Below are 14,074 nucleotides of genomic sequence, written 5' to 3'. Positions count from 1 at the left end.
GGCGCGGGGAGTCTAACGGCAAGATGTCTCGAATCTGGAGCCGGTGACGAATGCGGTCCGCGGGAGAGTTGAGTCTTGGGGAGGTGAGGGTTGATTTTGCAAGACGACCGGTCTAATAAATTCTGATGAACAGAGCAGCCTCGGTTTCAGAGCCGCGCCGACGGGGTCGTCCACCCAGGGACCAGTCGCAGCCGAACGCGCCGCGCGCGCGTCTGTTGCGCACGGGCGTTGCGATTCTGACCGAGAAGGGATTCAGCGCCGTCGGCGTCGAGGAGATCCTGGACTCCGCGGACGTGCCGAAAGGGTCGTTCTATCACTACTTCGGCAGCAAGGAGGCTTTCGGCCTCGAGCTAATCGATGCCTACGCCGCCTATTTCGCCCGCAAGCTGGATCGATGGTTCGACGACATAGAGCGGGCGCCGCTGGACCGCCTGCGCGATTTCATTGCAGACGCGCGGTCGGGCATGGCGCGCTACGGCTATCGGCGTGGTTGTCTCGTCGGCAATCTCGGACAAGAGATGGGCGCGCTGCCGGAGCCGTTCCGAAAGCGGCTCGCCGCCGTCTTCAGGGATTGGGAGGCGCGGACCTCGCGCTGTCTCCGCGCGGCGCAGCAGGCGGGCGACATCCCCAAAGGCGTCGATTGCGACAGCCTCGCGCATTTCTTCTGGATCGGCTGGGAGGGCGCGGTGCTGCGGGCGAAGCTGGAAAGACGCCCCGACGCGCTCGACGTCTTCGCGCGAGGATTTCTCGCGATGATCCAGGCGAAGGAACGCGTGATCGTACCGATTTCCATCGACGAGTAACAAGGATAACCAGGCCATGACCCAGGCACTTGCAATTAGTCGCTTCCCTGTCCCTGATCTGGCCGACATGCCAGAGGACATCCGCGCCCGCATCGTCGCCGTCCAGGAGAAGTCCGGCTTCATCCCAAACGTCTTTCTCGTGCTGGCGCACCGGCCAGACGAGTTTCGCGCGTTCTTTGCCTATCACGATGCGCTGATGGACAAGCCCGGCAACCTCACCAAGGCCGAGCGGGAAATGATCGTGGTTGCCACCAGCAACCTCAATCAATGCCAGTATTGCGTTATCGCCCATGGCGCGATTCTGCGCATCCGCGCCAAGGATCCCCTGATCGCCGATCAGGTCGCGGTCAACTACCGCAAGGCGGATATCACCGACCGGCAGAAGGCGATGCTCGATTTCGCCGTGCGCGTTTCGACCGAGGCCTACAAGGTTTCCGAATCCGATTTCGCCACGCTGAAATCGCACGGGTTCACGGAAGACGACATCTGGGACATTGCCGCGATCTCGGCCTTCTTCGGCCTCTCCAACCGGCTTGCCAACGTCACCAGCATGCGTCCGAACCCGGAATTCTATAACATGGGACGCGGCTGATCGGGCTGACTGACCTGTTCGGCAAGCACGCTTGTCCGCGGACATGGAGAACGGACATGGAGCTCTCATCCCAGCAGCTGGCGCTGAAGGAGAGGGCTGCTGCGCTCTCCAACGAGACGATCCGCAAACGTGCTGCCGACATCGACCGGTCGCGTGAATATCCATGGGACGTCGTCGAGGCGCTGAAGGCCGAGCGCTTCATGGGAATGACCATTCCGGTCGAATATGGCGGCGAGGGACGAAGCTTCCTCGACACGGTGCTGGTCATCGAGGAGATCGCCCGGTCCTGTACCGTGTCCGCGCGCATCGTGGTCGAGGCCAACATGGGCGCCATCTCGACCGTGATGGCCTATGGCACCGACGCGCAGAAAAAGCGCGCGGCCGATCTCGTCCTGGATGGCGACAAGCCGGCCATCTGCATCACCGAGCCTGACGCGGGGAGTGATGCGAGCGGAATGACGACGCGAGCCGACAAGCGTGGCAACCGCTATGTGCTCAACGGCAAGAAGCACTGGATCACCGGCGCCGGGGTGTCCCGCCTCCATTTGATCTTTGCGCGCGTGTTCGACGAGAGCGGAGAGGAGCTGGGTGTCGGCGGCTTCCTGGCGGTGCGCGGCGAGGCGGAGGGGCTCCGCGTCAGCAAGCGCGAGACGACGATGGGACTGTGCGGCATGCCGGAAGGCGAGCTCGTCTTCGAGGACCTCGAGATCACGCCGGACATGGTGCTGCTGCCGCCGTCAGGCTTCAAGCGCGGCTTTGCCGACCTCATCAATGCCTACAACAGCCAGCGTGTCGGCGCCGGCACGGTCGCCATGGGGATTGCGGCCGGCGCGCTGGAGCACGCCATCGCATGGGCGAAGACGCGCGAGCAGTTCGGCCGGCCGATCGGCGAATTTCAGGGGCTGCACTGGATGCTCGCCGATATGCAGACGCAGCTGACCGCATCGCGCCTGATGCTCCACGCTGCGGCGGCTTCTCGCGGGCCGGGCGACAGCGCATTCCCCGATCCCATGCTTGCCGCTCAGGCGAAGATCTTCGCCTCGGAAGCCGCCATCAAGATCGTCAACGACGCCCTGCAGGTGTTCGGAGCCCGCGGCTATTCGCGCGACTTTCCGCTCGAACGGATGGCGCGCGATGTCCGCATGTTCACGATCGGCGGCGGCACGGCCCAGGTGCTGCGCACATTGGTCGCCAGCAAGATCCTGGGCTGGAAGCTGCCGCAGACGCGCGATGGCTACGTCGTGTCAAGGGACCTTGCGGCAAAGGGCTAGGGCGCTATCGTGCGCGACACGGCGTGTTGATGGGGACCCGAGGGAGAGGTGAAGAGATGACAGACTTCGTAACGCCGCGAGAGATGGCGGAGATGATACCGTCGGGGTGCAAGCTCGGCCTGGCGCCGGATGACTACGCCGCCGCCCCGGGACTGGTTCGGATGCTGATCGATCGCGGCATTCGCGATCTCCATGTGGTCTGCGCGCCGATCGGCGGCATGCAAGTCGACATGCTGATCGGCGCCGGTGCCGTGGCGACGCTGGAGACGAGCGCCGTCAGTCTCGGCGAAGCGGGCGGCGCGCCCTGTTTCAGCCGGGCTGTGCGCGACGGATCCATTCGCCTGCGTGATGCCACCTGTCCGGCGGTGTTCGCAGGGTTAACGGCCGCGGAGAAGGGCGTGCCGTTCATGCCGATCCGCGGCATCATCGGCAGCGACGTCCTGGAGAAGCGCGACGATTGGAAGGTGACGTCCAATCCGTTCGATGACGCTGAGAAGATCGTCGTGGTCTCGGCGATCCAGCCCGACATCGCCTTGTTTCATGCACCTGAAGCGGACCGGTTCGGCAACGTCAGGCTCGGGCGCCGGCGCGAAACGATGCTGCTGGCCCACGCGTCGAAGAAGGCTTTTGTGACCGTCGAGCGCATCTCCGAAGTGTCGCTGCTGGAAGACGAGAAAATGGCCGCGGGAATCCTGCCCGCGATCTATGTGAGCGCGGTGGCACAGCTCGAGAAGGGTGGATGGCCGACCGGGCTCTACGCCGAATATCCGAGGGACGGGCAGGAAATCGAGAAATACGCGCGCGCGGCGCGTTCGCCGGAGGGATTCCAGGCCTACGTTCGGGGCCTGGGGAGCGCGGCATGAGCGAGGCGTGCACCAGCCGTGAGTTGATGATCTATACGATCTCGCGGCTGCTGAAAGGCGTGCGGCATGTTGCGGTCGGTCAATCGTCGCCGATGCCGGCGGCGGGAGCGATGCTCTTGCGCGCGCTCAACCAGCGTGACGGATTGGAGCACGTGCAGGTCTCGATCCTCGGGTCGGTCAAGCACAATTCCTTCACCGGCGGTGCCGAGGAGCTGTTCGATTGCGCCGCGCAGGGACGCCTCGACGCCTTCTTTCTCGGCGGCGGCCAGATCGACGGCCAGGGCAACGTCAATCTCGTTGGCACCGGCGACTATCCAAACAATCCGGTCAGATGGCCCGGCTCGTTCGGCTCCGCCTATCTGTATTTCCTGGTGCCGCGGGTCATTCTGTTCCGCGAAGAGCACAGCCTGCGATCCCTGGTGGAGCGCGTGGACTTCGTCTCCGCACCTGGAGTTACCGACGAGACGGTCTATCGGCGAGGCGGCCCTCATGCGCTGCTGACCAATGCGGCGTTGTTTTCCTTCGACCGAGAGGCGGGACGCTTTCGCCTCGAGAGCAGCCATCCGGGATATGGTTGGCGCGACATTCGAGGCACGACAGGATTCTCGTACGAGAACGAGCAATGCGAGGTCACGACGCCGCTGCCGGACGAGGCGACGTTGGCCTTGATCCGGGGCCGAATTCGCGAGGAACTGCGCGAGTGTTATCCGCAGTTCGCGGGCAATATGCCCGGTCCGAACTGAGGCCGGGCAATAGCGTATGGTGTGCAGGATGCGGCGGCATCGGCACTCGGCTCCCTCTCCCGCAAGCGGGAGAGGCGGAGCAAGCCCGCAAGGATGCGATGACCCCACCAGCAACCCGGCAACGTTCAGACAATCTCTGCAACATTTCTAAACATCTCCGTCAACTTCCCGCGACCGTTCGGGCGTAGAACGCGCTCGGACTTTACAGATCGGGATTGATGAAATGCGATTGAAGTTTTTGGCGGCGCGCATGGGCATCGGCGCGGCCTGCCTCGTGCTCGTCGGCGTCAGCCCATTGTGCGCAGAGCCGGTGTTCGACAGCTTGGCCGGTGCATGGTCGGGCATCGGCACGATGAGGCCGTCGGACGGTCCGCGTGAGAAGGTTCGCTGCAAGGTGGCGTACAACGTCACCAGGCCGGGGCGGTCGTTGACACTCGACCTCCGCTGCGCAAGCGATGCGTACAAGATGGTCCTGTCCGCGAACATCGAGCAGAGCGGGACGGAGCTTTCCGGCAACTGGTTCGAGAGCGAGTACCGGCAGGGCGGCAAGGTCTACGGCACCAACAAGGACGGATTGATCGAGGCGCGAATAGAGGGAAACACAGTGGCCGCGCTGGTGACGATCCAGACCAGGAGCAACCATCAATCCTTTTTGATGGAGGCGCCGGGCTCCTGGATGGCGGAGGTCGCGATCGAATTGAACAAGGACGCGAAGTAGCCGCTGTCCGGAGATTTTAGGAGACGGCCGGACCCTAGAGCATGATCCGGAAAAGCGCGCAGCGGTTTTCCGAAGAGATCATGCTCAAACAATAAACTAAAGCGCGATGACGATTCATCCTGGTCTCATCGCGCTTCAGTGGATGATCTGGTTCAGAAAACCCTTCGCTCGCTCCGTGCGGGGAGCCCGAAAGAATGTTCCCGGATCTGCCTCCTCGACGATGCTTCCGCGATCCATGAAGACCACCCGGTCGGCAACCTCGCGGGCGAAGCTCATCTCGTGTGTCACGCAGACCATCGTCATTCCGTCCCGCGCCAACTCGACCATGGTGTCCAGCACTTCCTTGACCATCTCGGGATCGAGCGCGGATGTCGGTTCGTCGAACAGCATGATCTTGGGCTGCATGCACAGCGCTCGGGCGATGGCAACGCGTTGCTGCTGGCCGCCTGACAATTGCGCAGGATATTTGTCCGCCTGATCCTGAATGCGAACCTTGCGCAGCAAGCCCAGTGCGCGATCGCGGGCTTCTGCTTGCGAAATGCCGCGAACCTTCATCGGGGCCAGCATGCAGTTCTCGGCGACCGTGAGGTGCGGAAACAGGTTGAAACTCTGAAACACCATCCCGGTTTCGCAGCGCACGCTGTTGATGTCGGCGAGGCGGTTGCTCAGTTCGATGCCGTCGACGATGATCCGGCCTCCGTCGTGCTTCTCGATATGGTTGATGCAGCGGATCAGCGTCGACTTGCCGGAGCCCGAAGGTCCGCACAGCACGATCTTCTCGCCTTTGCCGACCCTGAGGTTGACGTCGTTCAGCGCGGTGAATGCCCCGAACCGCTTCACCAAGCTCTCGATGACGACAATCGCACCCGCCTGCACGGCATTGCTGGAGGTCTCTCGATGCATGTTCGTCTCCCGGATTCGAGGCGCTATCGCGATCTGGCGAGCGCGTATCGTTTGCGAAGGACAGCGACACACTGGGAAGCTGCCGAGCTGATGGCGAGATAGGCTACTGCGACGACGAGGTACATTTCGACGAGGCGGCCGTTGAGCTGCGCAAGCTTGGAAGCGGCGCCCAGAAGATCCGTCAGCGACAGCACGTAAACGAGCGAGGTGTCCTGAAAGAGGATGATCGTCTGGCTGAGGATGATCGGACTGGCCACGCGCAGGACCTGCGGGAGGACGATATGGCGGTAGGTGTCGTAGGTGGACAGCGCGAGCGCCTGGCAGGCCTCGAACTGGCCCTTGTTCACCGCTCGCAGCCCGACACGGATGATCTCGGAGTAGTAGGCGGCCTCGAACAGGCCGAAGGTGATGAAGGCCGTATAGGTGGCGCCGATCGGAATCGGGCGGCCGTTGCCGCTGAGATGCCCAAGCACGATCGGCACCAGGAAGAAGAACCAGAACAGGACCAGGATCAGCGGAATCGATCGGATGACCGCAACGTAGCCGCGGATGATCTGGGCGAACACCGGAATCTCGAAATGCTGAACGAGCGCCAGGCAGGTTCCGAGAACCATGCCGATCACGAATGCGGCGGCCGTGAGCGCAAGCGAGAACAGCAGGCCCGACCAGAGATAGGGCCACGATAGCGTTACGATCGAGAAATCGAGGGTGTTCATTTCACGACCTCCATGGTGACGGGCAGGGCGGCGCCTTGCCGCATCTCAGTGGCCAGATCCTCGTCAGTCGTGGGCTTGACGGGAGCGCTGCCGGGAATGCGGACGGCTTTGTCGATGAGCGTCATGGCCTGATAGGCAACCAGCGCCAGACAAAGGTAGATGATCGTCGCTGCGCCAAATGCCGTAAATGTCTGGAACGTGGCCTCGCTGATCTGGCGCGCCTGGGCGGTCAGCTCCATCAAGCCGATCGTGAGGGCGACGGAGGTGTTTTTGTAGATGCCCATCACCTCGCTGGTGAGGCTCGGCACGATGAGGCGCAAGGCCTGCGGCACGATGACGTATCGATAAGTGAGGTAGCCATTGAGGCCGAGAGCGTTGGCCGCTTCGAACTGTCCCCTTGGGAGCGCTTCGATGCCCGCCCGGACCTGCTCGGCTATTCGGGACGCCGTGTAGAGTCCCAGGCAGAGGAGCGCCGGGAAAAACGACGCCCAGGGTGGCGGGATCTGCTTGATGGCATCGCCCAGCACGCTGGGCACGACCTCCGGGAAGACGAAGTACCAGAGGAACATCTGCACCAGGACGGGGATGTTCCGGAATATCTCGACATAGAGCCGGGCCGGGACGGAGAAGAAGCGATTCTGCACCGTGCGGCCTACGCCGACGACCACACCGATGCCGAAGGCGATCCACCAACCGAAGAAGGCCAGGGCCAACGTCCAACCGAGACCCGACAGAAGCCAGTCGATATAGCGCTGGCCGTCCGCCGTCTGTTCAAAAAGCACTCCGAACATCGCGAGCCCTCAGGTTGCAGGTGCGAACGAGGATTTCCGTGCGAGACGGTCAGCTCCGTCAATCAGTCGACAGCATCGCTGGGATGCGCGATCCGCGCCATCAACTCGTCGGTGAGCGGGAATGCGAGGTTCTCACTCTTGGGCGGAATCGGCTTGGTGAACCATTTCGCGTAGGTCTTCTCGAACTGGCCGGATGCCATTTGCTTGGAGAGGACGTCGTCGACGAGGCTCTTGAACCCGGCATCACCCTTCGTGAACATCAATCCATAGTAGATCTTTGCGTAGCCCTCGGGAAGGAACAGGAGTGCGTCCGGATTTGGCGCGGCAGCCTTGAGCCCGGCGAGGAGGATATCGTCCTCCATGAAGGCGGCCGCACGGCCGGTGTTCAACATCAGGAAGGATTCCGCATGGTCCTTGGCCTGGACGATGTTGAGGCCGAGTTGCTCCTTGGCGTTGACGCTCTGCGCGAAACCGACTGCGTTGGAGCCTTGGGTGACGACAATCGTCTTGCCTTTCAGGTCGCCGGCGGTCTTCACGCCGCTGGTGGCCTTGACGAGCCATCGCGGTTGACTGACGAACGTCGCGACCGAAAACGAGACCTGCTCCTGCCGCTTCTTGTCGTTCGCGGTGCCGCCGCACTCGATGTCGACAGTCCCGCTCTGGATCAGCGGAATCCGGTTCGAGGAGTTCACTGGCGTGTAGTTGACTTTGAGGTTGGGCAACTTCAGCTCCTCCTTGATGCGATCGACGATCGCCGCGCAGAGATCGAGCGAGAAGCCGATGGGCTTCTGATCGGGCCCGAGATACGAGAACGGTATCGAAGCCTCGCGGTGGCCGATCGTGATTGCGCCGCTGGATTTGATCTTATCGAGCGTCGGGCTGTCGGCCGCCGCGGAAGGACTTGGGCTGACGGCCAGGAGTACGGCCAGGAATACGGCCAGCAGTCCTGAGAGAAGTCCGAGCATCTGAACAAGCTTCTTCATGGTTTTTCCCTTCCCATCGGTTGTCGAAGTCAAGCTGCGGCGGAAGGGCGTCCGAGCCCCCGCCGGCGGATGACGTCGATCAGGCGATCGATGTCGGTGGCGGTGTTGAACATGCCGAGTGAGACGCGGATGCCATCCCGTTCGGGTGACACGCGCACACCGTTCTCCTCGAAATGGCCAAGCCAATCCGATGCCGGCAGGGCGATGACGTAGATATGCGGAGCGCGGTGCTTGCGCTCGCGCGGGCCAACGAGGCGGACGCCCAGCTCGTCCAGGCGCGCGATCAGGTGATCGCCGAGGTCGAAGCAGTGGTTCTGGATGTTCTGCACCCCGATCTGCTCGATCATGTCGAGGGAAGCACCCAGCGCATGGACCGCGGGCAGATTGAAGTTGCCGAGCTCAAAGCGCCTGGCGGCGGGCGAGGGCGCCATTCTGTCGGCACGCGCGATGAGATCATCGGGGATCTCGGCGAGGCTCGCGGCCGCCAGATAGGCCGGCTCCAGCTCTTTGAGCGTCTTGTCCCAATAGAGAAGCCCGAGCCCTTGCGGAACCAGCAATCCCTTGTGGCTGCCGGATCCGATGAAGCTTGCGCCAATCGCCGTCGCGTTGACCGGCACCACGCCGATTGCCTGCATCACGTCCACCACGAAGTAGAGCTTCTTCCTGGTGCACATCGCGCCGACGCTCTCGATGTCAAAGCGGTGACCGGCGTGGAAGGTCACGTGCGACATAGAGATCGCACGCGTTTTCTCGTCGATGAAAGGCGCAAAGCTGTCGGCATCGACGACGTCAGTCATCGGGATGAAGCGGACCTCGACGCCCTTCCGTTGCAGATTGAGGAATGCGTAGGCGTTGTTCGGATGATCGCCGTGGATCATCAGGACATTGTCGCCGGCCCGGAGCGGCAGTGCGTTTGCCGCGACATTCATGCTTTCCGACGTGTTTTTCGTGAAGGCGATTTCATCCGCCGTCACGCCGAGAAAGCGAGCGACCTTGGCGCGGGTCTGCTCCACCCGGTCGAGCCAGACGCTCTTCGGTCCAGCCGTCTCGAAGCCCTCGCGAAGGAAGAGTTCGATCGCGGCCTTCACCGGGCGCGCAAGCGGGGTTTGAAACCCGGAGTCCAGATAGACCATCCGCTCGACAGCGGGGAATTCCTTCCTCACGGCGTCCACGTCGTAGTGACGAGACATGCACATCTCCTGTTGGCGCCCCGCCAGCGACTTGGCTCTCGGCCAAGCGGCGGAGCGAGATTCTGGGAACGGCGAGACTGCGTTGCACAATTTCTGGTCAATCACCGGCAGCGCTGAGAATATGAGCTTTGAGAATTTCAACAAACAAATTTTTCGATTTTCAATATATTTCATTCCGAAAAATGATAATAGTTGGAATTGATCTTGATTTCGCTGGCGATTTTGGCCTGGTGGGGACAATGACGAAGCGCATTCAGAAGGACGGGCCATTGGATCGTGCTTTCGCGATCGTTCGGCACGTCGCCGACCAACGCAAAGCCGTCTCGGCGGCAGAGATCGCAAAGGCTCTCTCGCTGCCGCTGCCGACGGCGCACAGGCTGATCGGAAATCTCGAGGACCGCGGACTGCTTCAGAAGGCGTTGGGGACCAAGCGTTACGTTGTCGGAAACCAGCTCGTCACACTGTCCGCGGCCGTCATCGGAGCGGCCTTCCGCACCGCGCGACGGCACGCGGTGCTTCGGGCGGTTGCGGGAGAGATCGGCGAACAGTGCGAAATCGGCGTCGTCCGCGACAACGTCGTTGCCTATGTCGACAGCGTTCGCGTTTCGGAGCCGCAAGGCCTTCAGTTCAATCCGGGAGAAGCGGCGCCGCTACACTGCACGTCGACCGGAAAGATCTACATGAGCAGACTGCCTGAGCGGACGAGGGCGAGTTTGTGCCGCGCACTCCCTCTGACCAGATACACGGAAACGACGATCGTCGATGTCCACGGACTGATGAAGGTCCTCGAGGACACGCGGCAGAAGGGCTGGGCCAAGACAAACGAAGAATACGTCAAGGGCGTTGTGGGGTGCGCCGTCCCCATTCTGTCACCCGATCGAGAATTGATCGCTTGCCTGGGCGTCTCGGTGCCGGTAGCGCGCGTGAGTTTCGTCGAACTGGACCGGTTCATCGCGCCGCTTCAAAAGGCGGCCGCCTTGCTGTCGGAGACCATTCTGCAGGTTGAAGACGACGATGGGGCGGATGGCCAATGATGGCATCAGCGCTCTCGCTGGCGCGCCGGTTCTCCTCATGATTGGCTGGGCCAGCACGATAGGCGCGCGCCAATCGACCGGCTCGAGCAATGGGAGATTCGGCCCCTGTCTGAGCGCTAAAGCATGATCCGGAAAAGTGCGCCGCGGTTTTCCGAAAAGATCATGCTTAAACAACAACCTAAAGCGCGATGACGATTCATCCTAATCGCATCGCGCTTTAGCGGCGACGTCACCACGGTCGAGCACGTCACCACCGCCGGTTTTAGCGGCGGCAGCGACGTGAGTATTGATGATCAACGCTTGGGAAGCGACGCCATCACCTCGCCCGCGTCTCCGTCCTCAAGGCAGGGCGTGACGGTCAACGGGAGCAGGTCGGACCATTGTGCGAGCCAACGATACATGGCTTTTGGATCACTCGATTCAGAGATCGCAAATCCCTGTCCATTCATGCCATGCCAGCGACCCAGCATCTTGACGCCCTCGGGTGGTGCGCCACCGGTCTCGAGAAAGCGGGCGACGGCTGCATTGAAGGTGCCTTGAGGTACGCTCCAGGTGGTTATGAATTTCATGCGATTCTCCCATGACTAGAATTATCGGATGAATGTCGCGGCTGCGCCGCATGCGCACGATAGCGCCTGCGTATCGAATGACAACGGCGAATGAACACGCGCGTCGGTTTGATCCCTCCTGCTTCCTGCGCAAGCGCTGTTTGGACGTAAGACGGCTACTTGCCGTCGTTCCAGATGTCGGTGGCGAGCTTCCAGTCGTCTCCGACCTTCTCCCAGACGACGACATACTTTCCGGTCACGTCCTGCGGTGTCGATCCCTTGGTCTTCAGGACGAAGGTGCCGATCTCACGGGCCGCGGAAGAACCGAGCGGCTTGACATCCACCGTTGTGAGCTTCGGATCGGTCACTTGTTCAGCCATGCTTTTCCACATGACCTCGATGGCTGGTCGGCCTCGCACCATCGCGGAGCCGGGCGGGAGCGCGGTCGCATCGGCGCTGTAGAGGGACGCAATCCCGGAAAAATCTCCCTTGTTGAACATCTCGATCCATTTCGCATTGTTTGCTTCGATCTCGGCCTTCTGAGCCAAAGCCGGCGCGCTCAACGCGATCACGATTGCAATCGCCGATGCAATGTTGCGCATGATCATCTCCAGACTCAATGTACGATACAGATACAGGGGCAGTCGTCTTGTCTCGACGTGGATGCATTGAATGGCCCATCCCAGACCGGGGCAGACGCAACGGCAATTCCGGAGAATTACCGTCAGCACCGTTGACGAAGCTGCGCACTGGAAATTGACGGGCAATTGACCTAACGAGTATTCCATGTCGCGGCTCGAACGCTTGACCAGGCGCGCTCTTCGTCCCTGGCAGGCGCGGCCCGAAGGCGAGCGACTTGCTCGAAACGATCTGCTGTTGCCCGCCCCCGGTAATTAGGAGAGGGACCCGAACGCCCATTACGCTATTGCATCGAATATTCAGTCACGGTGGCACCCGCCCGCCGCCCGTCGGGCAAAACACCCTGTCAATCCCTCCACGCAAAAACATTCTTGTTTACCGAATTTCGGATATGTCGTATCAACGGCCCATCCCGCCCGCCACGAGGGGCGTTTCGCGATCGTCACGAGACGCGGGCCGGGAGGCGGTGGCCGCGACGGCGTCGGCGCGCTGGGCAGGCTGCAGGGCGGGAATCCCCGTGAGCAGCAGCACGCGCGATACGACACGGCGCTGGCGGCGTCCTCGGTTCGGCCTCGACGGCGAGCGCACGCAAGCCATCGGGGACAGGAACGGGGATGTGCGCGGACGGCAAAATCGTGTGGTCCTGACGCCCGGGGTCTGTGCGTCAAGTGTTGCGGTGATGTTGCGGCCCAACCGGGTCTGCACATCAGTCATCCGCAAGGCGACGGGGGCAATAGTGCATCGCTCCCCGGGGAGAGCACGACATAAGCCGTAAAGCCATTCGCGCAGGGAAGGCCGGTCGCCCGGCTACACCTGTTGTCCACCCCGTGCGCGTCTTGTTCGCACACGGGACCGCGGGTGCCAGCCGGCGCCCGGCCTTCCCTGCGCCCTTTCTGAACAAGAAGGGCAACGAAGAGAGCAAAGCTCGGGCGAAATGGGCCGCGAGAATGCGAGGCCGTGTCTGCTAGGTCGTAGGATGGGTAGAGCCCTTGCGAAACCCATCATGGTTCGACGTCGAAGAAGCGTTGATGGGTTTCGCTTCGCTCTACCCATCCTATGAGCGCTCCTACGCGCTCTCCGTCTCCCGGTGCACGTCGTGCACCACGAGTCCCATGCCTTCCTCCGGCATCTTGATCCAGTCGCGGCGCTTCAGGGTGCGCTTGGTGTCCTCATAGCCGCTGGTCCAGTGCTCGCGCATCGAGGTGCCCGAGAATTCGTGGTCCTTGGCGTCGCCCTCATAGGCCTTCTGCTGGTAGATCAGATGCAGGATCGCGATCTCCGGCATGTGGCACAGGCTCGCCTTGAGCTTGCGCTCCTCGTCGGACAGCTGCTCGTCCGGCAACTTCGCCAGCGCCTTGTGGAGCAGGACCTTCAGATTGTGGGTGCGGCGATAGACGTCGGTGTTGTGGCGCGTGCGCGAGGAATACATGATGTCCTTGTGGCGGGCCATCACGTCCTGGATCGAGCGCGGCAGCACGCCGCGCGCGCTGAACAGGTCGACCTGGAACACCAGCGAGTTGAGCGCATCCTCCTGGTCGAGCAGGTGCTGCAGCGGCGTGTTGGAGACGATGCCGCCGTCCCAGAAATGATCGGTGCCGATCCGCACCATCGGCAGCGCCGGGGGCAGGGCGCCGGAGGCCATGATGTGCTCCGGCTCGATCTCGTCATGGGAATTGTCGAAATAGATGAAATTGCCCGAGAGCACGTTGACCGCGCCGACCGCGAAACGGACCTTTTTCTCGTTGATGAGATCGAAGTCGACCAGCTCGAGCAGGCTCTCCTTCAACGGCATCGTGTCGTAATAGCTGGTCGCGGTGCGCGCGCCGACCGGGCTGAACCAGGGGTTCATTTGGTGCGGGGTGAAGAAGCCCGGCTGTCCCATCGCCGAGGTCATCCAGGCGCTGGTGAGATTGCGCCACTGGCGGAAGATGTCGCCGTCGGGCGTGTAGTGCCAGATCTTGCGGTTGGTGATGCGCTCCCAGAAGATGCGCAGCGCCTCCAGCCGCTTCTCCGGCCTGTTGCCGGCGATGATGGCAGAGTTGATCGCGCCGATCGAGACACCGCAGACCCAGTCGGGCTCGATGCCGGCCTCGTGCAGCGCCTGGTAGACGCCGGCCTGGTAGGCGCCGAGCGCGCCGCCGCCCTGCAGCACCAGCGCGACGCGATCGCAGCGCTCGGGCCGCCAGCCCCGCGAGGGCGCCTGATGTGTCTGATAGGTCGGTTGCGACGTGCGGGCGTCCATGGCGATGCCTCCTGCTTGCGCCAGACGATTGCGTCCCG

General features: G+C 62.3%; 15 protein-coding genes. 7 read left to right on the top strand and 8 right to left on the bottom strand.

The features are described from left to right. Positions 1–125 precede the first annotated feature (125 nt). The 6 genes from acuR (at position 126) to RAD10_RS16070 (ending at position 4,990) form a co-directional block, all read left to right on the top strand. Positions 126–803, top strand: coding sequence for an acrylate utilization transcriptional regulator AcuR (gene acuR, locus RAD10_RS16095; RefSeq protein ID WP_461618285.1), 678 nt, complete (start codon positions 126–128; stop codon positions 801–803). 16 nt (positions 804–819) lie between these two features. Next, the gene (locus RAD10_RS16090) at positions 820–1,395 is read left to right on the top strand and encodes a peroxidase-related enzyme (protein ID WP_461618284.1); all 576 of its coding nucleotides are present in this window, start codon (positions 820–822) and stop codon (positions 1,393–1,395) included. A 56-nt stretch (positions 1,396–1,451) separates the two neighbouring features. After that, positions 1,452–2,666 carry a 3-sulfinopropanoyl-CoA desulfinase gene (acdA, locus tag RAD10_RS16085; protein ID WP_461618283.1) on the top strand — a complete coding sequence of 405 codons (1,215 nt, stop codon included), beginning with the start codon at positions 1,452–1,454 and terminating at the stop codon, positions 2,664–2,666. Positions 2,667–2,722: 56 nt separating this feature from the next. Then, entirely contained in the window at positions 2,723–3,529 is an 807-nt protein-coding gene (locus tag RAD10_RS16080; RefSeq protein WP_461618282.1) for a CoA transferase subunit A, read from the top strand. Continuing rightward, entirely contained in the window at positions 3,526–4,272 is a 747-nt protein-coding gene (locus RAD10_RS16075) for a CoA-transferase (protein ID WP_461618281.1), read from the top strand. The genes RAD10_RS16080 and RAD10_RS16075 overlap by 4 nt, the downstream gene beginning before the upstream one ends. Positions 4,273–4,495: 223 nt before the next feature. Beyond that, a complete protein-coding gene (locus tag RAD10_RS16070; protein WP_461618280.1) occupies positions 4,496–4,990 on the top strand; it encodes a hypothetical protein in 495 nt (164 codons plus the stop codon). 135 nt (positions 4,991–5,125) lie between these two features. On the opposite strand, the gene RAD10_RS16065 is transcribed toward RAD10_RS16070, so the two are convergent. The 5 genes from RAD10_RS16065 to RAD10_RS16045 form a co-directional block, all read right to left on the bottom strand. Continuing rightward, positions 5,126–5,893, bottom strand: coding sequence for an amino acid ABC transporter ATP-binding protein (locus tag RAD10_RS16065; protein WP_461618279.1), 768 nt, complete (start codon positions 5,891–5,893; stop codon positions 5,126–5,128). A gap of 23 nt (positions 5,894–5,916) precedes the next feature. Further along, entirely contained in the window at positions 5,917–6,609 is a 693-nt protein-coding gene (locus RAD10_RS16060; protein WP_461618278.1) for an amino acid ABC transporter permease, read from the bottom strand. Then, positions 6,606–7,400: an amino acid ABC transporter permease gene (locus tag RAD10_RS16055; RefSeq protein ID WP_461618277.1), complete on the bottom strand. Its 795-nt coding sequence runs from the start codon at positions 7,398–7,400 to the stop codon at positions 6,606–6,608. Before RAD10_RS16055 ends, RAD10_RS16060 begins: the two co-directional genes overlap by 4 nt. A 62-nt stretch (positions 7,401–7,462) precedes the next feature. Further along, positions 7,463–8,383, bottom strand: coding sequence for an amino acid ABC transporter substrate-binding protein (locus RAD10_RS16050; RefSeq protein WP_461618276.1), 921 nt, complete (start codon positions 8,381–8,383; stop codon positions 7,463–7,465). A gap of 29 nt (positions 8,384–8,412) precedes the next feature. Then, the gene (locus RAD10_RS16045) at positions 8,413–9,573 is read right to left on the bottom strand and encodes an aminotransferase class V-fold PLP-dependent enzyme (protein ID WP_461618275.1); all 1,161 of its coding nucleotides are present in this window, start codon (positions 9,571–9,573) and stop codon (positions 8,413–8,415) included. A gap of 239 nt (positions 9,574–9,812) precedes the next feature. Between RAD10_RS16045 and RAD10_RS16040 the strand changes: the two genes are divergently transcribed. Beyond that, on the top strand, positions 9,813–10,607 hold the full coding sequence (locus RAD10_RS16040) for an IclR family transcriptional regulator (protein WP_461618274.1): 795 nt from the start codon (positions 9,813–9,815) through the stop codon (positions 10,605–10,607). 293 nt (positions 10,608–10,900) lie between these two features. Here the strand turns inward: RAD10_RS16040 and RAD10_RS16035 are convergent, their stop codons facing one another. The 3 genes from RAD10_RS16035 to RAD10_RS16025 all read right to left on the bottom strand — a co-directional run bounded on the left by RAD10_RS16035 (position 10,901) and on the right by RAD10_RS16025 (position 14,036). Next, positions 10,901–11,176 carry a DUF3303 domain-containing protein gene (locus RAD10_RS16035; RefSeq protein ID WP_018319867.1) on the bottom strand — a complete coding sequence of 92 codons (276 nt, stop codon included), beginning with the start codon at positions 11,174–11,176 and terminating at the stop codon, positions 10,901–10,903. 155 nt (positions 11,177–11,331) lie between these two features. Then, positions 11,332–11,943: a YybH family protein gene (locus RAD10_RS16030; protein ID WP_461618273.1), complete on the bottom strand. Its 612-nt coding sequence runs from the start codon at positions 11,941–11,943 to the stop codon at positions 11,332–11,334. 917 nt (positions 11,944–12,860) lie between these two features. Continuing rightward, the gene (locus RAD10_RS16025) at positions 12,861–14,036 is read right to left on the bottom strand and encodes a patatin-like phospholipase family protein (protein WP_461618272.1); all 1,176 of its coding nucleotides are present in this window, start codon (positions 14,034–14,036) and stop codon (positions 12,861–12,863) included. Between the last annotated feature and the right edge of the window lie 38 nt (positions 14,037–14,074).

This window comes from Bradyrhizobium sp. 23AC (assembly GCF_054863025.1).
This window is presented reverse-complemented; position numbering and strand designations above follow the sequence as displayed.